The organism is Prauserella flavalba (genome assembly GCF_003202235.1).
In the GTDB taxonomy this organism is placed as follows: Bacteria; Actinomycetota; Actinomycetes; order Mycobacteriales; family Pseudonocardiaceae; genus Prauserella_A; species Prauserella_A flavalba.
The window spans coordinates 689086-714204 of sequence record NZ_MASU01000005.1 but is presented as its reverse complement, the minus strand read 5'-3'; the positions used below and the strand labels follow the sequence as shown (position 1 = coordinate 714204).

Here is a 25119-nt window from a genome sequence, read left to right as displayed (position 1 = left end):
TGAGCCAGCTGGTCCACTATGGCCAGACGAGCCCGCCGTGATCAGCCCAACCGCCGCCTGGCGGCCTCAGCCCAGTGCGGCGCGCCGGCCCGCTCGGCGACGTCGAGTGCCTGCCGGTAGTGCTCCCCTGCCACGGCGCGGCGCCCGAGGGCGGCGGCGAGGTCACCGAGGTGGTGCGCGACCGGGCCGAGCGTCACCAGCCCGCTGCCCGCACCGGCCAGCTCCCCCGCGGCGGGTTCCAGCTCGGTGTAGAGGCGGGCCATCGTGTCCTGGTCGCCGAGCGCGATCGCGGCCACCGCGTGCAGGCACGTCCGCGCCTCGAACAGCAGGTCCCTCGGCGAAGCGGGGATCGCCGGCTCCCGCGCCTCGGCGGTGCGGCCCTCGGCGAGCAGCACGAGCGGCCTGCACCAGGGCGTGTACCCGCCGAAATCGATGTCCCTGCCGGGATCGGGTGAGCCGCCGCGCTGCAGACGGTGGCAGAGCAGCGCGAGCGGCAGGATCCCGTTGTCCACACCGGACATTCCCGTGCCGCTCAACCGCGTGGCGGCAACGCGGTAGGCGGCCTCGGCCGCGGCGGGCGGGCCCGTCACCGCGGTCCGCAGCGCCTCGTACCACTGCGTGAACACGCCCACGAGCGGGATGTCGTGGTCGTCGCCGAGCCGCCCGGCCGCCTGGGCGTGCCGGTCGGCCGCGTGGAAGTCGGCGAGCGCCGAGTGAGCCTGCACGAGCACCAGGTGGCCGAGCACCTCGAACGTCACCAGCGCGTTCGTGGTCGCCAGCTCCAGCAGCTCGGTACCGATCCGCACGCGCTCGGGCGCGAGCCCGGCCCGGTCGAACGACTGCATGAACCGGGCGTTGAGCGCGAACGCCAGCAGGCCCGGGTCGCCCACGGAGCGGGCGACGGACTCGGCCAGCTCGGCCGCCTCCCGCGCGCGGTCGCCGCCGGTGTTGCGCAGCTCCAGCGCGAGCGTCGCGAGCAGACGGCCGCGCAGCGCGGACTCGTCAGGGGCCAGCGCCGCGAGCGTCCGCTCGGCGACCTCGGCGATCCGGTGCGCGAGGGCGGGATCGTCCGGTTCGGTCCAGATCGCGGGTACGTCGAAGGCACCCAGCACGCGTGCGGTCAGCACGGGGTCGCCGAGCCGCTCGGCGAGGGTGAGCGCCTCGGCCCGCAGGTCGCGCGCCTCGCCGAGCGCACCGGTGACGGCCTGTGCGCGCACCAGCCCCATGATCAGGTCGAGGCGGTGCCGGACGTCGCCGTCGCCGGCACGGTCGTCGGCGGCGAGCGCGGCCCGCCACAGCCGGGCCGCCTCGTGCGGGGCGAAGCGGCGCTCGGCGTGCTCGGCCGCGGCGCGCGTGTACCGCACTGTGCGCTCCGCGCTGACCGCGGTTCCGGCGAGGAGATGGTGGTGGGCCAGTGCGGCGACATCGCCGGGGCGGAGACGTTCGAGCCGCCCGGCGACCGCGGCGTGCAGGCGGGCCCGGCGCGACGCGGACAGGTCCGCGTAGAGGGTGTCGCGCAGCAGCGCGTGGGCGAACCGGAACCGCCCCGGCTCGTGCTCGACGAGAAACCCCGCCGCCGTTGCCGTCTCGGCGGCGTCGAGCGCGTCGTCGCCGGACAGCAGTTCCAGGTCGACCTCGGTGCCCACCACCGCGGCCTCCCTCAGCACCGTCCGCACGCTCTCCGGCAGCGTGTCCAGGCGATAGCGGACCACGTCGCGCACCCCGGCGGGCACCCCCGACAGCCCGCCCTCGGTGTCGAGCAGGCGCGCGAGCTCCCTGACGAAGAACGGGTTGCCGCCGGTGCGCTCGTGCAGGGCACCGGCGGTCGCGGCGTCGATCTCCCGGCCCGTGGTGGCGCGGACCAGGGCGGGCAGCTCCCCGGCCGGCAGCCCGCCGAGGTACACGCGCGCGGGCTCCGCGCGGGCCAGGCGGCCGAGCAGCGCGGTCAGCGCCGGGGAGGTGTCCGTGGTGCGGTAGGTCGCCACGACGAGCACCGGCGCGGGCACGGGGTCGGTGCCGAGTGCGGCCAGCAGCTCCAGGGTCGCCTCCCCCGCCCAGTGGAGGTCGTCGAGCACGAGCGACAGCGGGGCGCGCCGGGCCAGGGTGCCGAGGAACCCGGCGACGGCGCGGTGCCACTCGAACCGTGCCGTCGCCGGAGCGGTACCCGGCCCTGGCTCGGCCGGCACGGTGCCTTCAGCGGCCAGCTCGGTGAGGATCCGCGTCCACGGCCACGCGGCCGGTGAGCCGTCCTGCTCCGGGCTCGCACCCCACGCGGTGACCCAGCCCCGGTCCGCGAGGCGCGCGCTCAGCGCCTCCGCGAGCGCGGTCTTGCCCGCTCCCGCCTCGCCGGACACGAGCGCGAGCCCGAGCCGTCCCCGCGCGACGGCGGCGTCCGCGGCCCCGATGAGCCGGTCCAGCTCGGCCGCCCGGCCGACCAGGGTGGGCATCCGCACGGCGGGCGCCGGGTCGAGCCGGGGCGACTGGGCGAGGATGTCGGACTCCAGCTCGCGCAGCGCCGGACCTGGATCCACGCCGAGTTCCCCTGCCAGCACGGCCCTGGCGCGACGCAGGGTCTCCAGCGCGTCGCCCTGGCGTCCGGCCCGGTACCGGGCCAGCGCCAGCAGCCGCCACGCCTCCTCTCGCCACGGCCGCGCCTCGAGGTGGGCCTCCAGGTCGGGCACCGCCTCGGCTCCCCGGCCCAGGTCGAGCAGCGCCTGCGCCCGCCGTTCGACCGCGAGCAGCCGCAGCTCGTCGAGTCTGGTCACCTCGCCCCTGGCCCACGGCTCGTCGGCGAACCCGGCGTAGGCGGGACCGCGCCACCACGCCAGCGCCTCATCCACAGTGGTCAGTGCGCCGCGCGCGTCGCCTCGGGCGAGCGCCTCCCCCGATGCCGTGACACCCGCCTCGAACCGCCACGCGTCCACCGCGTCGGCCTCGGCGCGCAGGGCGTACCCGGGCGGGACGGTGACCAGCAGGCGCGCCGGCGTCCTCGGCGGCCGGTCCGGCTCCAGTGCCTTGCGCAGCGCGCCGACGAAGGTCTGGATCGCCCCCACCGCGCCGTCGGGCGGGCTGACCCAGAGGTCGTCCACGAGCCGGTGGACCGGCACCACCCGGCCCCGCGCGATCAGCAACCGCGCCAGCACGGCCCGGTGGCGCGGTCCCTTGAGATCGACAGCACCTCCCGCGTCCTCGGCCACGAGCGGACCGAGCACCCCGAACCGCACCGACGAGCCCATCGGGACCGGATTCTAGGCACTGGGCGTTCGCTGATCCGTTGCTGATCGGCTCGGCCGATGCTGAGGGCATGCAACTCACCGGATTCGACTACCAGCGGGTTCCCGTCGCCGACGGCGTCGCGCTCAACGTGGCCGTCGCGGGCTCGGGCAGCCCCGTCGTGCTCCTGCACGGCTTCCCCCAGACGCACCTGATGTGGCGGCACGTGGCCGCCGACCTCGCGGCCGACCACACCGTGCTCTGCCCCGACCTGCGCGGCTACGGCGACAGCGACAAGCCCGACGGCACCGACCCTCGGACCTACTCCAAGCGCACGATGGCCGCCGATGTCGTCGCGCTGGCCCGCGCCTTCGGGCACGACCGGTTCGCACTCGCGGGACACGACCGCGGCGCGCTGGTCGCCATCCGCGCCGGGCTGGACCACCCGGAGACGATCACGCACCTCGCCTCACTGGACGTGCTGCCCACTCTGGACATGTGGGACGTCCTGCACGGCGCCAACGCGGCCGTCGCGTTCCACCTCTACCTCATGGCCCAGCCACCCGGACTGCCCGAGACGCTGATCGGAGCCACACCGGACGCGTTCTTCGGCCATTTCCTCGACGCGTGGTCGGGGCCGGGCGACGCGCTGCCCGCCGACGTGCGCGCCGAGTACCTGCGGGCCTCCCGCGAGGCGGTGCCCTCGATCGTGGCCGACTACCGGGCCTCGGCGACGATCGACGTCGAGCACGACACCGCCGACCGCGAGGCGGGCAACCGGCTGCGGATGCCCGTCACCGTGCTGCAGCAGGACTGGGGCGCCGCGCTCGGCTACGACGCGGAGGCGGTGTGGCGGGCGTGGGCCGGCGACCTCGACCACCGCACGGTCACGTCGGGACACTTCATGGCGGAGCAGGGCCCCGCGGAGGTGATCAAAGCGCTGCGGGAGCTGCTGACCCGCACGACGGGCTGACGCCCGAGGTGGAGGCCCGCCCGCAGTGAAGGCCACCTTCACTGCGGCTTCACCGCAGCGGGGCGGGCTCCCCCCCGGCGTGGCGGGTACTGTTTCGTTCCGGCGACGGCTGGGGAAGGATGGGGTCATGCCAGTACCCGATCCGAACCCGAGCAGTCCGCACCCGCCGTCCGGCAACGCGGGCGGTGTCACGGTGAACGCCGAGCAACACGGCGACGCGGTGGCGCTCGTGGTGACCGGCGAACTCGACATGCTCTCCACCCCGAAGCTGGACGAGATGGTCACCACCGCACTGCGCGGCAAGCCGCAGGTGCTGGTCATCGACCTCACCGGAGTGACGTTCCTGGCCTCCGCCGGTATGGCCGCACTCGTGTCGGCCCAGCAGGCCGCCGGCGAGAACACCACCGTCCGCGTCGTCGCCACGGGCCGCGCCACCGCGCGGTCACTCCAGGTGGTGGGGCTCGACGAGCAGCTTCCCATCCATCCGACCCTCGACGAGGCACTCGCCGCGGGCCGCTAAGAAAACACACACAGCGGGTGAATTGGTCACTCCCCTGCGGGTAGTCAGATCGGGGAAAGGCCGGAGGGATCCGGCGCAGGGAGCTGACAAGGGGTATCGCTATGTGTCCGGCTCGATACGCCACGGACGTGCCTGCCCGGCTGCACCTCCGGTGCGCCGCGCACGCCCGGCACGCGACCGAGCTACGCGGTGAGCTGGCCGAGTGGTCCCGCGGCCTCGGCCTGCCGGAACAGACGCGGGACGCGATCGCGATCGCGGCGTACGAGGCGATGGCCAACGTGGTCACCCACGCCTACCCCGCAGGCACCACCGGTGTGCTGGAGTTGCGTGCGGACCGCCAGGGCGACGGCGTCGCGGTGGTCGTCAGCGATCGTGGTCGCTGGCGGACGCCGCCCGCCGACCCGGGCATCCTCCACGGCAGGGGGTTGCCCCTGATCCACGCGCTGAGCGACCACGCCGAGATCCGCCCCGCCGCGGCGGGCACCACGGTGACGCTCACCTGGCACGTCGACGGTGCGGCCGGGCCCGGCTAGCCTCGCCTGCGCGCGGCCTCGGCGAGCCGCCGCGCCTGCGCCGCCTGCTCGAACGGCGTGTCGCCGTGTGCCCTGCGATCGCCCAGCGAGGCGTACAACCTGGCCACCGTCGCCGAGTCGTGGTGGGAGGCGAAGTCGACAAGGCCGGGGGCGACGGACCCGAGGATCTGCCGGAAGCGGATCTCGGCGAGCGGGCCGAGCCGGTCGTAGATCTCCACGAAGACGCGCTGCGCCCTGGGCCGGTCCCAGCCCTCGGGCAGCAGTTCGGAGGGAAGGTCCGGGTCGGTCTCCGGGAACTGCCGCCAATCGACGCGCAGCTCGGTGCGTGCCCGCAGCGCCTGCGCGGGGCCGATCAGCCCGGCGTCGAGGCTCTCCAGCAGCGGCTCGTACCGCTCGGCGAACGCCCGGTACTCCTTCGCCAGCGGCGCGAGGTCGAACGCCGAGCGCGGGCTGCCCCGCTCCGGGACGCCCGGCACCTCCTCGGAACGCAGCACGGTCGCCGTCCGTACGCCCAGTTCCCCGAGCATGTCCAGCACCTCGCGCGCCCGGTCGTGCGGCGACACCCACACGCCGTCGTAGAGCGCGGCGAAGTGCAGGACCCGCAGCCGTGACCGGAGGGTGGTCCGCACCCCGCGGTCCTGCTCCGGCACGGAGAAGGCCACCACGGTCCACCGGCCGTCCCACTCCGGCGCCGAAGCACCGAACGTCAGCATCCGGTGAGTGCGCTCGATGATCACCTCGGAGGTGCGGGCCGGGATGCCGTAGGCCGTGGTCCGGCCGCTGCGCGACACCGCGAGCAGCCCGCGCGCCGCCAGCCTGCGCATCGCGGCACGGGCGCCGTCGGAGGTCACGTCGAAGTCGGCGAGCAGCCTGACCAGCGCGGTCGCCGGGATGTGCTCGTCGCGCCAGTACCAGAAGTCACCCAGCAGCGAGGTCAGCAACAGCTGCGGTTCCGCGCCGTTCTGCGGGCGGGGCAGCTCGGCCCTCGACGGGTCCGTGGTCATCCCTGACATCCCTCGTCATCCCTGCTGCGTCATTCGCCGGTCACGGTCTGTTCAAGCCTACGGCTCCGGTCGGTCTCCGTGTTGTCGCACGGCGGATCCACAGCAAGTGTCGCATGAGACTTGAAATAGGCGACATCTCATGCGACGCTCGTCGCCACACACGACAACAACGTCCCCGGCGCTCCGCTCGGCCGGGGGTGTCCCCACCGGATCCACGCCTGGCTCTAGGCCCAACGCAGGGAGAAGACCGCCATGCGCCACCCCGCCCGCCGTCACCGCTTACTCGGGATCGCCATTGCCGCCGCGCTCACCACGGCGGGCTGTGGCGCCGCCGCGCAGGACGACGGCGCCGAGCAGACCCAGTCCTCGGTGCCCGCGCTGCACGACGCGCTCCCCCAGTCCGTCAAGGACTCCGGCGTGCTGCGGTTCGCCGGCGACTCACACCCGCCCTACCGCACCGTGGGCGCCGACGGTTCCATCACGGGCATCGACAAGGACTTCCAGGACGCACTGGGCGACGTACTCGGCGTGCGCCCGGAGACGAGCATCGTCAACAACCTCCCCGCCGCGTTGCAGGGCATGCTCAGCGGCCGGTACGACGCCTTCAACGGCCCGGTCAAGGCCACCGCCGAACGCGAACGGCAGTTCGACACGATCACCTGGATGACCACGAGGACGTCGTACGTGGTGCCCACCGACTCGAACGCGGGCATCGACGACGCCGAGGACCTGTGCGGCAAGCGGGTCGCGGTGGTCAAGGCAAGCGTGGTGGAGGAGCAGCTGGCCAAGCTGTCGGAGTTCTGCACCGGCAGCGGCAGGCGGCCCGCGCAGACGATCGGGCTCGACGACACCAACGCGACGATGCTCGCGACCCGTTCGGGCCGCGCCGACGCCGCCGGGATGACGCAGGCCGCCGCCATCGACGTCACCAGGGCGCAGAAGGACACCTACACCTACGTCACGCAGACCGAGGCGCAGGGCGCCACCGCCGACAACCTCGCGCTGTTCGTGCCGAAGGACAGCGGACTCGGACCGGTGCTGCACCAGGCGTTCCAGGAGCTGTTCGACTCCGGCGAGTACCGCCGGATCATGGAGCAGTGGGGCCTGACCGAGGTCATGGTCGAGAAGCCGCTGCTCAACGTCGCCAGCGCGCAGCGCTGAGCCCGACCGTCACGACGCAGGAGCGATCCCCATCATGACAACCCTGTCCGCGCCTCCGTCCGAGGCGTTCGACGACGTCGCCACCGCCCGGCGGCGCGCGCGGCCGTGGCGCTGGGCGGCCGGCGTCGCGCTCGCCGTCGTCGCCGCACAGCTCGCCTGGTTCCTCGTGAACAACGACCGCTTCGAATGGGACGTCGTCGCGCAGTACCTGTTCGAGCCGACCGTGCTGTCCGGGCTGGCCACCACCGTGCTGCTCGCGGTGGTGGCGATGGCCATCGGCTCGGTGGTCGGCGGGCTGCTCGCGGCGGCGCAGCTGAGCGACTTCGCGCCGCTGCGCTGGGCGGCGACCCTCTACGTCGGCGTGTTCCGCGGCATTCCGCCGCTGGTGCAGCTGATCTTCTGGTTCAACCTCGCCTACCTGCTGCCGCGCATCTCGATCGGCATCCCGTTCGGACCGGAGTTCGCGTCGTGGGACGCCAACGCCCTGATCACGCCGCTCACCGCGGCCGTCATCGGCCTGTCGCTCGTCGAGTCCGCGTACCTGGCCGAGATCATCAGGGCGGGCCTGCTCGGCGTCGACCCCGGTCAGCGCGACGCCGCGAGAGCCATGGGGTTCACCCCGGCCCAGACGTTCGCCAGGGTCGTCCTCCCGCAGGCGATGCGCGTGATCATCCCCCCGAGCGGCAGCCAGTTCATCAGCGTGCTCAAGGGAACCGCGCTCGTGTCCGTGATCGCGATGGCCGACCTGTTGCACTCGGTGCAGGTGATCTACAACCGGACCTACCAGATCGTGCCGCTGCTCATCGTCGCGTGCCTCTGGTACCTGGTGGTCGTCACCGTGCTCACCATCGGCCAGCGCTGGCTCGAACGGCACTTCTCCCGCGGCCACACGGCGGCCACGACGTCGCGTCGCCGCACGGTATCCACATCGGACGGAGCAGCAGCATGACCGGACAACCGGCCCTGCGCGTACTGGGCGTGCGCAAGACATTCGGCGATCACGCCGCGCTCGACGACGTGAGCCTCGACGTGCGGGAGGGCGAGGTCGTCGTGGTGATCGGGCCCTCCGGCTCCGGCAAGTCCACGCTCATCCGGTGCGTGCACCAGCTCGAGGCCATCGACGCGGGCGCGGTCTACCTCGACGGCGAGCTGCTCGGCTACGAGCGGCACCGGGGCGGGCTGCGGGCGCTGGGCGAGCGCAGGGTCGCCGCCCAGCGCAGCCGGATGAGCATGGTGTTCCAGCAGTTCAACCTCATCCCCCACTTCACGGTGCTGCGCAACATCACGGAGGCGCCCGTTCGCGTTCACGGCCGGGCGCGGGCCGACGCGGAGTCCGAGGCGATGGAGCTGCTGGAACGGGTCGGCCTGGCCGACCGCGCCCAGCACTACCCACGCCAGCTCTCCGGCGGGCAGCAGCAGCGGGTCGCGATCGCCCGCGCCGTGGCGACCAAGCCGAGGATCACGCTGTTCGACGAGCCCACCAGCGCACTCGACCCCGAGCTCGTCGAGGACGTGCTCGGCGTCATGCGCGGCCTTGCCGCCGACGGCATGACGATGGTCGTGGTGACCCACGAGATGGCCTTCGCCCGTGAGGTGGCCGACCGCTGCGTGTTCATGGAGGCGGGCCGTGTAGTGGAGTCCGGCCCGCCCTCGGAGTTGTTCACCGCGCCCCGCAGCGCCCGCCTGCGGTCGTTCCTCGCCCGGCACCACAACGCGCAGCCGGTTCCATCCACTGTGGAGAGTGTCTCGTGATCACCGTCGCGTCCGTCGGCGACCTGATCCTCGACGAGCCAGCCCCGGCGTCGTTCCTCGAACCCGCTGCCACGCTGCTGCGGGCCGCGGACGTCACCATCGGGCACGTCGAGGTGCCGCACTCCACCACCACCGTCTCGCAGAGCACCGACGTGCCGGCGCCGCCCGCCGACCCGGCCGCGCTGCCCGCACTCGCCGACGCGGGTTTCGACGTGGTCACCCTCGCGGGCAACCACATCCACGATGCCGGCGACGTCGGCATCGCCGACACGGTCGCCCACGCCCGCGCCGCTGGGCTCGTGCCCACCGGCGCGGGCGCGAACCTCGCCGAGGCGCGCACCCCCGCGGTCGTCGAGCGCGGCGGGCTCCGCGTGGGCGTGCTGTCCTACAACTGTGTTGGCCCGCGCGAGTCGTGGGCGACCTCGCGCAAGCCCGGCTGCGCCTACGTACACGTGCTCACGCACTACGAGCTCGACCACGCCAGCCCCGGTGGCCCGCCGAAGATCTACACCTTCGCCGACCCGGACAGCCTGGAGGCGATGGAGTCCGACGTCCGGGCACTCCGGGCGCAAGCCGACGTCGTGCTCGTGTCACTGCACAAGGGCGTCGGGCACACGCCCGCGGCGGTCGCGATGTACGAGCGGCCGGTCGCCCGCGCGGCGATCGACGCGGGGGCCGACGCGGTGTTCTCCCACCACGCGCACATCATGCGCGGCATCGAGACCCACCGCGGCAGGCCGATCTTCCACGGGCTCGGCAACTTCGTCACCGTCACCCACGCGCTCACGCCCGGCCAGGGAGCCGAGTCCAGCGCCGAGCTGGAGGCGTGGGCCGAGAAACGCAAGAAGCTGTACGGCTTCGCGCCCGACCCGGACATGCCGTACTACCCGTTCCATCCGGAGAGCCGCAACACCGCGATCGCGTGGTGCCGGTTCGACGCGAACGGTCTCGCGGAGGCCGGGTTCGTGCCGTGCTGGATCGACGAGTGGGGGCGGCCCGTGCCCTGCGGCGGAACCCCCGACGGCGAGCGCGTCACCGCCTACATCGAGCAGATCACCCGCGCAGCGGGGCTGAACGGCCGGTTCGCCCCGCGCGGCGACCGCGTCGTCATCGAGCCCGAGAGCACCGAAAGGACACCATGACCGACCAGCCACTCGCCGGGCGCACCGTCATCGACCTGACCACCGCCCTCGCCGGCCCCTACGCCACCCTGCTGCTCGCCGGCCTCGGCGCCACCGTGATCAAGGTCGAGAACCCGGCCACCGGCGGGGACTCGGCCCGCAACAACGCCCCCTACGTCGGCCGCGACGGTCTCTCGCTGGCCCGCGAGGACGCCGACGACATGTCCGTGTCGATGCTCGTGCGCGGCCGCAACAAGCAGAGCGTCACGCTCAACCTCAAGAACCCGCGCGCGCTCGCCGTGTTCGCCGACCTCGTGCGCGATGCCGACGTGGTGGTGGAGAACTACAGCCCCGGCGTCACCCAGCGGCTCGGCATCGACTACGCCGCCGTGCGCGAGCTCAACCCCAAGATCGTCTACACCTCGATCAGCGGTTTCGGCGCGCAGGGCGGCCCCGGCTCCGGCAAGGCGATGGACTCGATCATCCAGGCGCTCTCCGGCGTGATGATGACCGCGGGTGAGCCCGACGAGGGCCCGGTCCGGTTCGGGCTGCCCGTCGGCGACATGCTCGCGCCGCTGTTCGCGGTGATCGGCACGGTCTCCGCGCTGCTGCAGGCCGAGCACACCGGCGAGGGTCAGCACGTGGACGTCTCGATGCTGGGCGCGCTGACCTCGCTCGTGGCGTGCGAACCGTTCGACGCGTTCGACGCGGTCGGCCTCCCGCAGCGCACGGGCTCGATGGTGCCGAGGCTCGCGCCGTTCGGGATCCTGCCCGCCGCCGACGGGCACCTCGCGCTGTGCGCGCCGACCGACGGGTTCGCTCACGGCGTGCTGCGCGCGATCGGCAGGCCCGACCTGATCGACGACGCCCGTTTCCGCAACCGGGACCAGCGGGTGCGGCACGCCGACGAGCTGCACGAGCTCATCCGGCAGTGGTGCCGGGCGCGGCCGCTCGCCGAGGTGATCGACGCGTTCACCGCCGAGGGCGTGCCCGCCGCCGAGGTCCGCGAGCCGAGGGACGCCGTGCGCGACCCGCTCGTGCGGAAACGCGAGGAGGTGGTCCCCGTGACGCACCCCCGCTACGGCGACGTCGCCGACCTCGCGGCCACCGGCGTGCCCATCCGGTTCTCCTCGGCGCGGGCGGGCTTCGACCGGCCCGCTCCCGGTCTCGGCGAGCACAACGACGCCGTGTACCGGGAGCGGCTCGGCTACAGCGAGGACGAACTGGCCGACCTCGCCGCCGACGCCGTGATCTGACGCCGCGCACCCGTTTCCCGGAAGGAGAACCATGTCCGCTGCCCTCGCGCGGCTCGCCACGCCCGCCGAACCCGACGGGAGCCGTCCCGTGGTCGGCTACGTCGGCGCCGACGTGCCCGTCGAACTGCTGACGGCCGCCGGGATGCACCCGCTGCGGCTCACCGGCTCGCCCGGCGAGCCGAGCACCGCCGGCGACCGCTACCTCGGCACGGGGCTCGACCCGGTCGCGCGCTCGGTGCTCACCCGGCTGCTCGACGGCGCCTACGGCCACCTCGACGGCCTGGTGGTGAGCCGCGACTGCGAGGCGTCGTCGCGGCTGTTCTACGCGGTCAGGGAACTGAAACGGATCGACCCGGCGGCACCGCTGCCCCCGGTGCAGCTGGTGGACGTGCTGCACCTGCCGCATCGCACCACCACCCGGTACGTGCACGCGAAGCTCGCCGGGCTGCGGGCGACCCTGGAGACGTGGGCGGGCCGCCCGATCACCGACGACGACCTCGCGGAGGCGATCGGGCAGCACAACCGGCTGCGGCACCTGCTGCGCGAGATCGGTGAGCTGCGCGGGCGCACCCCGGCGCTGCTGTCCGGAACGCAGGCGCTGTCGCTGGTGGCCGCCACGACCCGGCTGCCCGTGCGGGACGCGTGCTCGCTCGCCGAGCGGCTGCTCGCCGAGCAACCGTCCGAGGTGGACGGTCTACGGGTGTTCCTCACCGGCAGCGGGCACGACGAGCCCGGCGTGTACGCGGCACTGGAGGAGGCGGGGCTGGTGATCGTCGGCGAGGACCACGACTGGGGTGACCTGCTCTCGCTGCGCGACGTGGAGGCGCCGACGATGCTCGCGCTGGCCGAGCGGTACCAGCACAACGGGCCCTCCGCGCCGCGCGCGTCCATCCGCCGGCGCGCCGAGCACACCTCCTCCGCCGCCCGCGCCCGCGGAGCCGGGGCGCTGATCTCCTACGCGCGGGTGCACGACGACGCGCCACCGTGGGACTTCCCCGCGCAGCGCGCCCTGTGCGGTCTGCCGTCGGTGCTGCTGGACCGGCAGCCCTACGGAGGGCTCACCGACGACGCACTGGCCGCCGCGGCCGGGCTGCGCGGACCGGTGGGGGCCGTCCGATGAGCGCCCGGCTGGCCTCGGCCACGGCGGCCACCGCCTACCAGCGTGACTGGTTCGCCCGCCTTCGGACGCAGGCGGCCGACGGTGCGCCGCTCGCCCTCGTGAACGCCGACGCGCCGCAGGAGATCTTCCGTGCGATGGGGATCCCCTATGTCGTGAACCAGTGGTGGGCCTCGATCGTCACCGCGAAGCGGCGCACCCAGGACTATCTGGGCCACCTGCGCGAGCGCGGCTACCCAGACCACATCGAGCAGTACAGCTCCGTCTCGCTCGGTTCCCTGTTCGACCCGGATCCCGGCTCGGCGCCGTGGGGCGGACTGCCCCGGCCGTCGCTCGTGCTCGCGGAGACCACCGGCGACGCCTCCCGCAAGATCTTCGACGTCTGGGGCGAGCAACCGGGGATCACGTTCTACCCGCTGGAGAGCGCGGCGGAGAACGACGTCCCGGTGCGGTGGTGGGAGCTGATGCCGAGGCGCTGGGAGGAGGCCGTCGGCGGCGACCGGCTCGACCTGCTGACCGGCGAGCTGGAAGGGCTGATCCGGTTTCTGGAACAGACCACGGGCCTGGTGTTCTCCGAGACGCGCTTTCGCGAGGTCATGGAACTGGTCAACGAGCAGCAGGAGTGGAACCGGCGCACCCGTGACCTCATCGCCCGGGCGCGGCCGTGCCCGTTGGCGGTCACGGACAGCATCCCGAGCGTGATGATCCCGCAGTGGCATCGCGGCACCACGTGGGCGAGAGACGCGGCGAAGGCGTTCCACGACGAGGTCGCCGAGCGCGTCGGCGAGGGAGCCGCCGTCTGTCCCGGCGAGCGGGCCCGGCTCATGTGGATCGGCCGGGGCCTGTGGTTCGACCTCGACTTCTACCGGCGGTTCCAGGAGTCCCACGGCGCCGTGTTCGTGTGGTCGATGTACCTCGCGATCGCCGCGGACGGCTACCTGCGTTACGGCGACGACCCGCTGCGCGCCCTCGCGGCGCGGTTCGCCGCGTTCTCCGACCAGCTCTACACCCCGCCGTGGTCGGCGGAGTGGTACGTGAAGGAGGCCCGCCACCACGGCGTCGACGGCGTGGTGCACCTGGTGTCCGAGGACGCGCGCGGCGGCTACTTCACCACGCGTGCGCTCGAGGCGGCCGGGATCCCGGTGCTGGAGCTGCGCGCGGACAACGTGGACTCCAGGGGCGCCGACGCGGAGGCGATCACGCGCACCGTCGGTGAGTGGCTCGACCGCCGGGTGCTCGCGCGTGACTGAACCGCCCTCGATGCCGGCGGTGCTGTCCGGGGCGCTCGTCGCGTTGTTCGTCGGCTCGCTCACCAACACCATCGTCGGCATCGCGCTGCCGACCATCGCGGGCGAGCTCGGCGGCCAGGACCAGGTGCCGTGGGTGGCGAGCGCGGCGTTGCTCACGATGACGGTCTCGACGCCGTTGTGGGGCAAGGCGGCCGACCGCAGGGGGCCGAGGCCGCTGCTCCTGGCCGCACTCGGCGTGTTCGTCGCCGGGTCGGTGCTCGCGGGCTGCGCCCCCGACATGGGCACGCTCATCGCGGGCCGCGCGGTGCAGGGCGCCGCAGCGGGCGGGATGCTCGCGCTCACCAACACCCTGATCGCCGGCCTGGTGCCCGCGCGCGAACGGGGCCGCTACACCGGGTGGTTCGGGGTGTCCTTCGGTGTCGCGTCGGTGGCGGGACCGCTCATCGGCGGACTGCTGGTGGGCATGCCCGGGCTGGGCTGGCGCTGGTGTTTCCTCGGCGTGGTGCCCGTGGCCCTGCTGGCCGCCGCGCTGGTCCGCCTCGCCCCGCACCGCGCGCCCGCCGAGCCGCGCGGAACCGTCGATCTGCCCGGCGGCACCCTGTTCGCCGCGGCGGCCACCGGGCTCGTCGTGCTGCTGTCCGCGGGCGGACGCGCGTGGCCGTGGGCGTCGTGGCCCACCGTCGCGTTCGGACTGGGTGTCGTCGCACTGACGGTGCTGGCGGTGCTGCACGAGCGGCGCGCGAGCGACCCGATCCTGCCGCCGCGGCTGTTCCGCACCCGCACCTTCACGGTAGCCTGCGCCACCGGTTTCCTGCTCGGCGCCGTGATGTTCGGCGGGATCATCTACCTGCCCCAGTACCTGCAGGTGGTGCGGGGGCACGACGCCACGACCGCCGGTCTGCTCATGCTGCCCCAGATCGGCACGATGATCATCGCCTCGACACTGTCCGGGTACCTCATCGCGAGGACCGGCCGGTGGAAGGCGTTCCCCGTCGCGGGCTGCGCGCTGCTCACGGCCGGGATGGTCATGCTGTCCCCGCTCGCGCCCGACACGGCATCGTGGTGGCTCGCCGCCGGCATGGCTGTGCTGGGCGCCGGCACCGGCATGACTCAGCAGGTACTCGTGCTGATCGCGCAGAACTCCGTGGGCCCCGGTGATCTCGGTGTGGCCAGCTCGGCGGCGACGTTCACCCGCACCCTCGGCGGCGCGGTCGGCGTCGCCGCGTTCGGCGCCGTGATCACCACCCGGCTGCACAGCGACCTGCCTTCCGCGCTCGCGGGCTCCGGGCTCGCCGGTGACGACGTGCGGAGCCTGCTCGGGACTCCCGAGCGCATCGCCGAACTGCCGCCCGCCCTCGCCGAGGCGGTCCGCGTGGCCTACACCAGCGGCCTCGGCTCCGTGTTCGTCCTCGCGATCCCCCTCGCACTGGCGGCCCTCGCCGCGGTACTCCTGCTCAGGGAGACCCCACTGGGCACGCGCTGAAGGGGGCACGTCACCGCCCCCAAGGCCACCTTTGTTGCGTTGAACGCAACAAAGGTGGCCTTGGGGGACGGTTGTCAGCGCGCGATGGGGAGGTCGATCGACGAGAATGCGCCCGGCGTGCGGTGGACGGTGTAGACGGGTGCCGGGTTGTGCTCCTGGCGGTTGCTCTCCCGCACGTCGGCGCCGGTGACCGTCACCCGCAGGCGGTGCCCCGCCGGGACCACCGTGGACACCGGCAACAGGTCGAAGGACACCCGTTCCGCCCTGCCCGGCCGCATCGGCTCGGCGTCGCGCTCGAACCCGCGGTGCCACGGCGTGCCCAGCACGTCGTAGGGCGCCTTCGCCGTGTCCCGCAGTGACAGCCGGAGCCTGCCGTCGGTCAGGATGCGCACGCTGCCGTCCGGGGCGACGGATTCGAGGTAGGCGAAGACGTTGCCGTCCGCCGCCGTCGACGACAACCGCAGCGACACCACCGGATGACCGGTGAGCTCGGTGTCCCTCGCCAGCGGTGCGCTCGTGTAGGTGAGGCCCTTCTCGTCCTGCGGGCACGTCTGGTTCAGCCCGACCGGCTCCGGGCAGCTCACCGAGTAGTCGACGCGGTAGTCGTCGGCGCCGCCGTGCGGAGGCCGCGTGGTGAGCCCGCCGTCGTTCACCGAGCCGACAGTGCCCGTGGGACCGTCCGCGAGGTAGTACCGCACCGCGCGCTGCTTCGGCGGCCACGACTCCGCGGAGCGCCACCGGCCGGACTCACCGGAAACCGTGTAGTAGTGCACCGGCGGTTCCGCCATGATCCCGTTGTCGATGCCCTTGAGCCAGTAGTCGAAGAACCGGTGCCGCTCCGCCACCAGGTCGAAGCCGTCGTGGCCACAGTGCGGCCAGGGACCGATGAGCACCTTGTGGGGGTTGGACAGCGACGCCGCGCTCACGAGGATCTCCTTGCGGAAGTCGTCGTCCCAGCCGTCGTAGCTGTAGATCGGCACACCGGAGCGCTCGATCTGCTCGGCGTAGGTGGCGACGCTGTAGTCGAGCCACGGCCGCGTGCCCACCGACTCGACGTGGCTGTCCCGGAACGGAGCCTCCCGCCACATGTCCCGCAACACGGTGTTGTCCCGGTGCTGCAGTGCTGCCTGGTACAGCAGCTCGCCATTCGGATCGGCGTCGACCGGGAGGTTGCGCAGGTCCTCCTTGAGCGTCCGGTTCGGACCCACGCCCCAGTTGGCGCGGATGCCGCCCCGCTCGAAGCCGTCGTACTTGTGGAAGGAGTAGTTGCCCGCGAAGACGGCCTTCAGGTGTGGCGAACCGGCCGTCGCCGCGTGCATCGCCGCCTCGCCGGTGTTGGAGCAGCCGAACACCCCGATCCGCCCGTCGCTCCACGGTTGCGTCGCCAGCCAATCCATCACGTCGTAGGCGTCGGCCGCCTCGGTGCGCGAGTGGTAGCCCTTCATCGTGCCGAAGGACGCGCCGTTGCCGCGCCGGTCGACGAAGGCCACCACGTAGCCGTAGCGGGTCAGCTCCGCCATCCCGCTGGTCACCCCGCGCAGGCTCACCGAACCGTCCTCCGCGCGGGACGCACGGCTCAGCTGGTGCTCCCACACCACGGGGTACGGCGTGTCCACCGCACGTCCGTCGACGGCGGGCCGGTAGAGGTCGACGGCGAGCCGCGTGCCGTCGCGCATCGGCACGTACTGCGAGGTACGCACCCACTCGTCGTAGCGGGCTTCCGCGTAGCCCGAGTACTCACCGGGCCGCGACACGCGCGGCTCCGGTTCGGCCACGGCGGCCGGGGCCGCCGTGGCGATCAGCAACAACGTCGCGAGCGTGGCTCGCCAGAGCGCTCTCACCTGTTCTCCTCGCCGTAGTAGGGACGGTTGAAGACCGGCGGGCGGTAGCCGAGGTAGCGGTCCGACCGGGCCAGCCGGTTCATCGCCTCGGCGTTCGTCGGGCCCCAGTGACCCGTGCGCAGCCGGTGGGTCATCGCGGTGATCGCGGCCTCCTGCTCGGCCGTGGTGAACGTGCAGTGCCCGGCCGTGGCCAGGTAGGTCTGCCGCAGCAGCGCCGCGTTCCCCTTCTCGCGCACCACGGCGCCGTAGGACTGCTGCTGCGCCACCGTCGAGATCTGATCCCCGATGGGGTTCACGGTCAGCACCGGGATCCGCAGGTCGCCGTCGAACACGATGCCCCGCTCCACAGTGGACACCGCGTGGCGGTCGGCCCGGATCCTGGGTGCGCCGGCGAGCGTACGCAGATCGGCGCCGAGGTCGAGTCCGGCGCGGGCGTAGAGCTCGCGGACCGCGCGGCGGTGCGCCGGCTCGGCGAGCGCGAGCTGGCGGGCGTAGTCCACCCCGGTGTTCCAGGACGGGTTGCCGCCCGTGAGCTGCTCGATGGTGCGCCTGCTGCTCATCGCCTGGCCCAGGTACGGCAACGCTCCCCCGGCCAGCGCGAGGTACATGCCCTCCTGCAACGCGGCCGCATCGCGCGGATCCGGTCGCGGAGTCGGCTCGCCCTCAGCGGTGAGCCCCCACGCGGGCAGCTGGCCGATGGCGGCCGCGAGCGCGATGCGGGCCCTGCCCTCCGGCGTCCGCTGGGCCTCGCCGACCGCCCCGAGCCACGCCCGTTGCGCACCGGCGACGTCGGCGGGAATGCCGGTGACCGGCAGGGCGGTGTCGGCGAACAGCAACGTCTTGAGGGTGAAGACGGTGTCGAGCTTCTGGTTCCACTGCCCGACGGCCCCGCCGAGACCACCGCAGAACGGCACCGCGGCGGCGAAGCGGTCCGGATGCACCTGGGCCACGCCCGCCGACACCATGCCGCCCATGGACCGTCCCGACGCGATCGCCCAGCGGGCCTTGCCGAACGCCGCCTCGAACCGGTCCAGCGCTGCGGCCTGGTTGTCGATCGCCGCGGCGATCTCCCAGCCGGTGACGGTGCGGGTGGTGCCGCCGACCGCGTAGCCAAGGTCGACGAGGCGTCCCGCGAGCGCGTCACCGGGTGCCCTGCTCGCGAAGTCGAGGTCCACCAGCACGATGCCGTTCCACCGGTCCGGCCGGACGAACCGGTAGGGCGTGCCGTCGGCGAGGGTGCCCTCGGCGCACTGGTGCCGTGCCGCCGTGCTCGCGAGGCAACCCGGCGCGGGCTCGGCGGCCGCGGCCGAGGGCATTCCCGTAGCCGCCAGCACGAGGGCGAGCACCGTCGTCAGGCGACGGAGAACCGTTGCGCGCATCGGCTACTCCCCCGTCCGGAAGTTCTTCACCGAGACCGACCAGCCGGGCACGCCGCATAATCCGCAGGCATCGCCGAGGAAGTAGGCACGAGCGTCGGGATTGCCGTTGAGGGTGAGGTCGAGCCACTGCACGAGCGTGGTGACGGCCTCCTCGCGGATGGTCGCGTCGGTGTCGCCGTCGCGCACGCCGTACCAGAATCCACTGTGGCCCGCCGACGGGTTGCTCGCCCGCACCGCGGGCACGGTCACCAGGTCGTAGTTGGCGATCGTGTTCTCGTACGCCTGATCGGTGGGCCCGCCGTCGAGGAACAGCACCGGCGTGTGCAGCTTCGCCAGCTCCTCGCGGCCGTAGCCGTACCGGCCGTCGGCGAAGAAGCCGCTGTTGAGGGAGAGCACGGACGTCACCCGCGGATCGGCACCCGCGACGAGGGCCTCCAGCCCGCCGCACGAGTTGCCGGCGACCGCGACGCGGCCGGTGTCGATCCGGTGCCGCAGCGGGCTGTCCGCGCGCCGGTTCTCCCGTTCGGCCCACGTGATGCCGTCCAGCAGCACCTCGGGTACGGGCGTGCCGTTCTCGTCGTAGGTCGGGTTGTCGAAGCCGCCGACCGAGACCACCAGGAACCCGTGTGCGGCCAGCAGCATGTGAGTGCCGATGAGCACGTGGTTGCTGGTGTGCCTGCACGCGCCGTTGCCGAACACGACGACCGGCAGCTTCCCCCGCACGGCACGGAGATCGGCTGGGCGGTACACGGTGTACTCGGCGGCGAGGTCGCGGGTGTGCCGCGCGGGCTCCCGGACGACGGGGTGGAAGGTGTCGATCGCCGCCGTCCTCGGCGCGGCCGGGGACGTTCGAGGCTGCGGTGGGGAGAACAACGCACTCGCGGCGGTGACCACCAAAACGGTGGCGAGCGCGGTGACGAGCGGAATGCGGAGGGACAGCTTCACGGCACAATGCCTCTCTCTCCTGGCGCGGCGCCGAGCCCGATGGAAGCTCAGTCGTCGAGCGCCCGCAACAGGATGAACTATTCTCGTGGCGACCGTCAATCATTGTGTTTCCTATCTGGGCGGCGGTGACGGCCGCCTAGACTCGGCGCATGAACGGGGACGCCGGGCCACAGCATTCACAACGACTGCTGGGCACCCTGCTCGGCGACTACTGGTTCTGGCGCCCCGAGCACCTCCCGTCCTCGGCGCTCGCCGGGCTGCTGCGCGAGTTCGGGCTCACCGAGACCGCCGCGCGCGCCGCCATCCGGCGGGCGGCCGCCCGCGGGCTCATCGTGGCGTCGAAGTCGGGCCGCACCACCGCCTACGGCGTGCCCGCCCGCACCCACGAGCTGATCGTCAACCACCTGAGGCGCCTGCTGGAGTTCGGCGCGGAGAAGCGCGAGTGGGACGGCAGGTGGACCTTCGCGATGTTCTCGATCCCGGAGGAGCAGCGCGAGAACCGGCGCACCCTGCGCAGCCGCCTGCGCTGGCTCGGGTTCGCGCCCCTGTACGACGGCGTGTGGGTCTGCCCGTGGGACACCGGCGCGGCCGCACTCGACGTGCTCACCGAGCTGGCCGTCGAGGCCGCCACCATCTCCCGCGCGGAGCTCGCCCCCGCCACCCCGGAGCGCGGGCACCCGCTGCGCGCGTGGAACCTCGAGAGTCTTCGCGAGTCCTACCTGGCCTTTCTGGACCGCCACGCCGGACTGCGTGCCCGTGTCGCCGCCGGGACCGTCGGCCCGGCCGAGGCGCTGATCGGGCGCACGCTACTCATGACCGAGTGGCGCCAGTTCCCCGACCTCGACCCGGACCTGCCCGGCGAGCTCCTGCCGGACGACTGGCCCCGGCGCGAGGCCCGGCAGTGCTTCATCGACATCTACGACACGCTGGGGCCGATCGCCGAGCAGCGCTTCCGCCAGCTGCTCGCGCCGCACGCCCCCGCCCTGGCCGGCCTCGCCGCGTACCGCACGAGCGACGACATCGCGCGCGGCGAGCCCGCCGATCAGCCCGATTGGCCCAGCGACGGAGCACCGAGCTGGGCCGGACCGATCGGCAGGCACCTGGACGAGCAATAGGCAACTGCTTCTTGTCCTCTCGGACATGCCTGTGTAGCCTTTCGCTCATCCGCCCGGCCCGCACGGCCGGTCACCCGACGTCTCACAGCGGAGGCAGTCGTGTCCACACCCACCTCGCCCGATCACCCCGCCCGGCGCTCCCCCGGCCTGCGAGCACTGCTCGCCGGCCCGATGGGCGCCTGCCTGGCCAACTACGAGTTCGGCATCTACGGCACGATGTCGGCGCTCGTGATCAACGAACTGTTCTTCCCCTCGCTCAGCCCCACCGCGGGCACGCTCGCCGCGTTCACCACGTTCGCCGTCGGCTTCCTCGCGAAACCGTTGGGAGGCCTGCTCTTCGGCCGCATCGGCGACCGGTTCGGCCGGCGCACCGTCGTCGTCTCCGCGCTCGTCCTCATGGGCGTCGCGACCATCGGCATCGGCCTGCTGCCGACGTACGCGGCTATCGGCGTCGCCGCGCCGATCCTGCTGACCGTGCTGCGCCTCGCGCAGGGGCTCGCCGTCGGAGGCGAATGGGGCGGCGCCGCGACACTCGCCGTCGAGCACGCCCCCGCGCACCGGCGCGGTTTCTGGGGCGGCATGGTCGGCATCGGCGGACCGATCGGCTCGATCCTCGGCGCGCTCACGGTGCTTCCCCTGTCGGCGGGTCTCTCGGAAGCGGCGTTCCTCTCGTGGGGCTGGCGCGTGCCGTTCCTGGTGAGCGCCGTGCTCGTGGCCGTGGGCCTGTGGATCCGGCTGGGCGTGGACGAGTCGCCGGTGTTCCGCACCGAGGTCGCCACCCGCGTCCGCCCGAAGCACGACCTGTGGCGCGTGCTCACCCACAACGGCAGGCCCATGACGCTCGTGTTCTTCCTCGCCGGCGCCGCCGTCACCGGCATCTACCTGCTCAACACCTACACGCTGTCCTACGCGGTGAACCACGCCGGCCTCGACCGCTCCGCGATGCTCGGCTTCATGACCACCGCCCAGATCATCGCCGTCGCCGCCGCGCTCGTGCTGCTGTCGCGTATCGACCGCATCGGCCTGGCGCGGCTGTACCAAGGCAGCGCCGTCGCGCTCGCCGTGGTCGCGTGGGTGCTGTTCGCCGCACTCGACAGCGGCAGCAGCGCCGTCGTGATCGGCGCGCTCGCGCTCGGTCAGATCGCGGTCAACGGCATGGTGATCTCCTCGGTGCCGATCTACGTCCTGCTCTTCCCGCCCGCCGACCGCGTCACCGGCGCCGGCTTCAGCTTCAAGACCAGCGACGCGATCCTCGGTGGTACCACCCCGCTTGTCGCCGGGATTCTCGTCGAGGCTGCGGGCGGAGCCTCGTGGGTCGTGGCCGCGTACGTGACACTGCTGGTGGCCGCCGCCGTCACCGCGTGCACGGTCGGCAGACGCCTGCTGCGCCGCACCACCGCCTCCGCACCGGAAACACACCAGCCGACCACGGAAGTGAGCGCATGACCGCACCAAGGCCAGCCCAGCCGGACGAACACGACTTCGACCCGCTCGCCGAGGAGACCTTCACCAGCGCGCACGAGACCTACCGCGAGCTGCGCGGGCGTTGCCCGGTGGCCCGCAGCCGGACCTACGGCGGATTCTGGGCGCTGTTCCGGCACGCCGACGTCACCGCCGTACTGTCCGACAGCGACACGTTCACCACCAGCGTGCAGAACGTGGTGCCCAAGTTCGCCTTCACCGGGCGCCGCCCGCCACTGCACCTCGACCCACCCGAGCACACCGACTACCGCCGCGTCATCAATCGCTTCTTCACCAGGGGCAAGATGACCGCGCTGGAGCCCGCCGTGCGCGGGCACGCCGCGCGCCTGCTCGGCGAGCTCGTCGCCCGCGGCGAGTCCGACATCTCGGCCGACTACGCCCGCGTGTTCCCCGCACACGTCTTCGCCGACTTCTTCCATCTGCCACTGCATCTGGCCGAGCGGATCGAGCAGATCAGCGCGGAGTACGTGCGCGCCATCCAGGTGGTGGACGACGCGGAGGTGAAGCGCAGCAGCCGGCTGCTCTACGACATCGCCGCCGAGGTGATCGAGCATCGGCGTGACGCGGCGCTCGATCCCGGCGAGGACCTCACCACGGCTCTGCTCGCGGCCCGCCCCGGCGGCGAGCCGTTGCCGGACGACATGGTGCTCGGCTGCGTCCGGCAGCTGCTCGTCACCGGCATGGTCGCGCCGAGCGTCTTCATCGGGACGATGCTCGCGCATCTGGCCGAGCACAAGGATCTCCAGCGCTTGCTGCGGGGCACACCGGACCGGATCCCCGCCGCCGTCGACGAGTACCTGCGGCTCTACACGCCGTACCGCGGCATGTCCCGCACGGCCACGCGCGACGTGGTGATCGGCGGGCGGCTCATCCGCAAGGACGAGCCCATCGCACTGGTCTATACCTCAGCGAACCGCGACGAGACCGTGTTCGAGGACGGCGAGAACTTCGTGCTCGACCGGCCGAACCTCCGCGAGGCGATCCCGTTCGGCGCCGGCATCCACGCGTGCCCTGGCGCCCCGCTGGCGCGGATGATGCTGCGGATCACGCTGGAGGAACTCTTGGCACGCACCACCGACTTCCACGTGGGCGGCGAGATCCTGATGGCTCGCTGGGCGGAGTGGGGGACGAGGCAGGTTCCGCTGGTCTTCGAGACCGCGGCTCCACCGTCCTGAGCACGAGCAGGCCGCCGATCCCGGGCACCAGCGAGGCGATGCGCGTGGCGGCCCGCCGATCGGACCGGAACGCGAGGACGACCACGAACAGGTAGGCGCAACCGTGCACGGGGCCGGTCACGGAGGACACCGGTTCCCAGTGCACGGTGACGAGGTTGAGCAGGAGCACGGCGAGCGAGCCCGCCTCCGCGGCCGCGGCGACACGCAGTGTCTGCGGGGAACCCATCGTCACACTCCGGTCGTCGAGCCGGGCCGCACGATCATCAGCACCGTCACCACGGCCCACAGCACGTTGAACATCCCGGTGTACATCGCCAGCCGCGCGGGCATCCGGGTGTCGTGCTCGGCGGGTTGCTTCGCGAGCCCGCCGAGCAGCGTTTCCTGCCGGGGCAGCACCAGCAGGACGAGCACCGCCGCGGCGCAGGCCGTGAGCGCCATCGACGCGATCAGCCACGCGTCGCCCAGCACCCCGAGACTGCTCGCGGTGGCGAGACCGAACACCGGGACGACGATCCCCACCGTGGCGTAGACGCGGCAGATGCGGTGCAGCGTGCGCAGCACCGTCAGCTCACGGGGGCTGCCGGACGCCGCGCGCCGCGCGACGGCGGGGAACATGCTCGCGGCCACCGTCACCGGGCCGATCGCGATGATCGCGGCCAGGACGTGCACCGCGAGGAGGAACTTGGTCACGCGGCCGACGGTAACGACCAGTGTTGATCACGAGAAGTGGCTCGATCGCCACATTCCAACGGATTCCCGCCAACACCATATCGAGCTGTGGCGCCGGTCTCAGCAGGTAACGGCGGTGGCCGGAATCAGGTGGCCGGTTACCGTGTCGCCATGCACACGGTGGCCGTTCTCGCGCTGGACACGGTGGTCCCCTTCGACCTGTCGACGCCGATCGAGGTGTTCACCCGCACCCGGCTGCCCGACGGGCGCCAGGCGTACCGCGTGCGGGTCTGCGGCGTCACGCCGGAGGTCGACGCGGGCACGTTCACCCTGCGGGCACCGTGGGGGCTCGACGCGCTCGCCGACGCGGACACGATCATCCTGCCCGGCTGCGCCGACCCGGCGCGCCCCGTGCCGGAGCCGGTGCTAGAGGCGTTGCGGCGGGCCGCCGCCCGGGGCACGCGGATCGCGTCGATCTGCTCGGGCGCGTTCGTCCTCGCCGCGACGGGACTGCTGGACGGGCACCGGGCCACCACGCACTGGCTCGGCGCGGACGTGCTGGCCCGGCTCCACCCCGGGATCGAGGTCGATCCCGACGTGCTGTACGTCGACAATGGACAGTTCCTGACGTCGGCCGGCGCCGCGGCGGGGCTCGACCTGTGCCTGCACCTGATCCGCAGGGACCACGGCTCCGCCGTGGCCGCCGACGCCGCCCGGCTGTCGGTGATGCCGCTCGAACGCGAGGGCGGGCAGGCACAGTTCATCGTCCACGACCGGCCGCCGGTGCCCAGCGGCGCGACACTGGAGCCGCTGCTGGGCTGGCTGGAGGACAACGCCGCGCGCGACCTCACGCTCGGCGACATCGCCGCGGAGGCGGGGATGAGCACCCGTACGCTCAACCGCCGCTTCCGCGAGCAGATCGGCACCACCCCGCTGCAGTGGCTGCTGCGGGCGCGCATCCGGCAGGCGCAGCACCTGCTGGAGGCCACCACACATCCGGTCGACCGCATCGCCACGCAGGTCGGATTCGGCTCCCCCACCGCGTTCCGCGACCGGTTCAAGCGGATCGTCGGCACGAACCCGAACGCCTACCGCGCCGCCTTCCAGCGGACGGGCGCCCCGGCCTGAAG

General features: G+C 72.8%; 21 protein-coding genes and 1 pseudogene. 15 read left to right on the top strand and 7 right to left on the bottom strand.

Annotated features, from left to right (window positions below; translation table 11 throughout):
• Positions 1 to 41 precede the first annotated feature (41 nt).
• Entirely contained in the window at positions 42 to 3236 is a 3195-nt protein-coding gene (locus BA062_RS10750; protein ID WP_110335903.1) for an ATP-binding protein, read from the bottom strand.
• Positions 3237 to 3304: 68 nt separating this feature from the next.
• On the opposite strand from BA062_RS10750, the gene BA062_RS10745 reads away from it, so the two are divergent.
• From BA062_RS10745 to BA062_RS10735, 3 genes are all read left to right on the top strand, one after another.
• Entirely contained in the window at positions 3305 to 4186 is an 882-nt protein-coding gene (locus BA062_RS10745) for an alpha/beta fold hydrolase (RefSeq protein ID WP_110337212.1), read from the top strand.
• Positions 4187 to 4313: 127 nt separating this feature from the next.
• Positions 4314 to 4706, top strand: a complete 393-nt coding sequence (locus BA062_RS10740) for an STAS domain-containing protein (RefSeq protein WP_110335902.1) — start codon at positions 4314 to 4316, stop codon at positions 4704 to 4706.
• A gap of 128 nt (positions 4707 to 4834) precedes the next feature.
• A complete protein-coding gene (locus BA062_RS10735; RefSeq protein WP_245959769.1) occupies positions 4835 to 5239 on the top strand; it encodes an ATP-binding protein in 405 nt (134 codons plus the stop codon).
• Here the strand turns inward: BA062_RS10735 and BA062_RS10730 are convergent.
• Positions 5236 to 6243 (bottom strand): PaaX family transcriptional regulator, encoded by a 1008-nt coding sequence (locus tag BA062_RS10730; RefSeq protein WP_110335900.1) that lies wholly within the window; start codon positions 6241 to 6243, stop codon positions 5236 to 5238. The genes BA062_RS10735 and BA062_RS10730 overlap by 4 nt on opposite strands.
• Before the next feature lie 252 nt (positions 6244 to 6495).
• Between BA062_RS10730 and BA062_RS10725 the strand changes: the two genes are divergently transcribed.
• From BA062_RS10725 to BA062_RS10690, 8 genes are read left to right on the top strand one after another with little or no spacing between them, the layout of a single operon-like run.
• Positions 6496 to 7404, top strand: coding sequence for a transporter substrate-binding domain-containing protein (locus tag BA062_RS10725; protein WP_110335899.1), 909 nt, complete (start codon positions 6496 to 6498; stop codon positions 7402 to 7404).
• A 34-nt stretch (positions 7405 to 7438) separates the two neighbouring features.
• Positions 7439 to 8353 (top strand): amino acid ABC transporter permease, encoded by a 915-nt coding sequence (locus tag BA062_RS10720; protein ID WP_110335898.1) that lies wholly within the window; start codon positions 7439 to 7441, stop codon positions 8351 to 8353.
• Positions 8350 to 9156: an amino acid ABC transporter ATP-binding protein gene (locus BA062_RS10715; RefSeq protein WP_110335897.1), complete on the top strand. Its 807-nt coding sequence runs from the start codon at positions 8350 to 8352 to the stop codon at positions 9154 to 9156. The genes BA062_RS10720 and BA062_RS10715 overlap by 4 nt, the downstream gene beginning before the upstream one ends.
• Positions 9153 to 10298, top strand: coding sequence for a CapA family protein (locus tag BA062_RS10710; protein WP_110335896.1), 1146 nt, complete (start codon positions 9153 to 9155; stop codon positions 10296 to 10298). The genes BA062_RS10715 and BA062_RS10710 overlap by 4 nt, the downstream gene beginning before the upstream one ends.
• Positions 10295 to 11533, top strand: a complete 1239-nt coding sequence (locus tag BA062_RS10705) for a CaiB/BaiF CoA transferase family protein (protein WP_110335895.1) — start codon at positions 10295 to 10297, stop codon at positions 11531 to 11533. The genes BA062_RS10710 and BA062_RS10705 overlap by 4 nt, the downstream gene beginning before the upstream one ends.
• A gap of 31 nt (positions 11534 to 11564) precedes the next feature.
• Entirely contained in the window at positions 11565 to 12653 is a 1089-nt protein-coding gene (locus BA062_RS10700) for a 2-hydroxyacyl-CoA dehydratase subunit D (RefSeq protein ID WP_110335894.1), read from the top strand.
• Positions 12650 to 13900, top strand: a complete 1251-nt coding sequence (locus BA062_RS10695) for a 2-hydroxyacyl-CoA dehydratase family protein (protein ID WP_110335893.1) — start codon at positions 12650 to 12652, stop codon at positions 13898 to 13900. The genes BA062_RS10700 and BA062_RS10695 overlap by 4 nt, the downstream gene beginning before the upstream one ends.
• Positions 13893 to 15383 carry an MDR family MFS transporter gene (locus BA062_RS10690; protein WP_245959768.1) on the top strand — a complete coding sequence of 497 codons (1491 nt, stop codon included), beginning with the start codon at positions 13893 to 13895 and terminating at the stop codon, positions 15381 to 15383. The genes BA062_RS10695 and BA062_RS10690 overlap by 8 nt, the downstream gene beginning before the upstream one ends.
• A 74-nt stretch (positions 15384 to 15457) precedes the next feature.
• Here the strand turns inward: BA062_RS10690 and BA062_RS10685 are convergent, their stop codons facing one another.
• The 3 genes from BA062_RS10685 to BA062_RS10675 are packed head-to-tail and all read right to left on the bottom strand — an operon-like array spanning position 15458 to position 19548.
• Complete coding sequence (locus tag BA062_RS10685) at positions 15458 to 17224, bottom strand: CocE/NonD family hydrolase (protein ID WP_110335891.1); 1767 nt, start codon at positions 17222 to 17224, stop codon at positions 15458 to 15460.
• Complete coding sequence (locus BA062_RS10680; RefSeq protein WP_245959767.1) at positions 17221 to 18603, bottom strand: alpha/beta hydrolase; 1383 nt, start codon at positions 18601 to 18603, stop codon at positions 17221 to 17223. Before BA062_RS10680 ends, BA062_RS10685 begins: the two co-directional genes overlap by 4 nt.
• A gap of 3 nt (positions 18604 to 18606) precedes the next feature.
• The gene (locus tag BA062_RS10675) at positions 18607 to 19548 is read right to left on the bottom strand and encodes an alpha/beta hydrolase (RefSeq protein ID WP_110335890.1); all 942 of its coding nucleotides are present in this window, start codon (positions 19546 to 19548) and stop codon (positions 18607 to 18609) included.
• 149 nt (positions 19549 to 19697) lie between these two features.
• On the opposite strand from BA062_RS10675, the gene BA062_RS10670 reads away from it, so the two are divergent.
• From BA062_RS10670 to BA062_RS10660, 3 genes are all read left to right on the top strand, one after another.
• Positions 19698 to 20663 carry a PaaX family transcriptional regulator gene (locus BA062_RS10670; RefSeq protein ID WP_110335889.1) on the top strand — a complete coding sequence of 322 codons (966 nt, stop codon included), beginning with the start codon at positions 19698 to 19700 and terminating at the stop codon, positions 20661 to 20663.
• A gap of 99 nt (positions 20664 to 20762) precedes the next feature.
• The gene (locus tag BA062_RS10665; protein WP_110335888.1) at positions 20763 to 22109 is read left to right on the top strand and encodes an MFS transporter; all 1347 of its coding nucleotides are present in this window, start codon (positions 20763 to 20765) and stop codon (positions 22107 to 22109) included.
• Entirely contained in the window at positions 22106 to 23320 is a 1215-nt protein-coding gene (locus BA062_RS10660; RefSeq protein WP_110335887.1) for a cytochrome P450, read from the top strand. The genes BA062_RS10665 and BA062_RS10660 overlap by 4 nt, the downstream gene beginning before the upstream one ends.
• Before the next feature lie 55 nt (positions 23321 to 23375).
• On the opposite strand, the pseudogene BA062_RS41165 reads toward BA062_RS10660, so the two are convergent.
• Both BA062_RS41165 and BA062_RS10650 read right to left on the bottom strand, forming a co-directional pair.
• A pseudogene (locus BA062_RS41165) lies at positions 23376 to 23546 on the bottom strand (DUF3817 domain-containing protein); the annotation flags it as partial.
• A 2-nt stretch (positions 23547 to 23548) separates the two neighbouring features.
• Positions 23549 to 24010 carry a DUF2269 family protein gene (locus BA062_RS10650; protein WP_110335886.1) on the bottom strand — a complete coding sequence of 154 codons (462 nt, stop codon included), beginning with the start codon at positions 24008 to 24010 and terminating at the stop codon, positions 23549 to 23551.
• A 150-nt stretch (positions 24011 to 24160) separates the two neighbouring features.
• On the opposite strand from BA062_RS10650, the gene BA062_RS10645 reads away from it, so the two are divergent.
• On the top strand, positions 24161 to 25117 hold the full coding sequence (locus tag BA062_RS10645; RefSeq protein ID WP_110337208.1) for a GlxA family transcriptional regulator: 957 nt from the start codon (positions 24161 to 24163) through the stop codon (positions 25115 to 25117).
• The last annotated feature ends 2 nt before the right edge of the window (positions 25118 to 25119 follow it).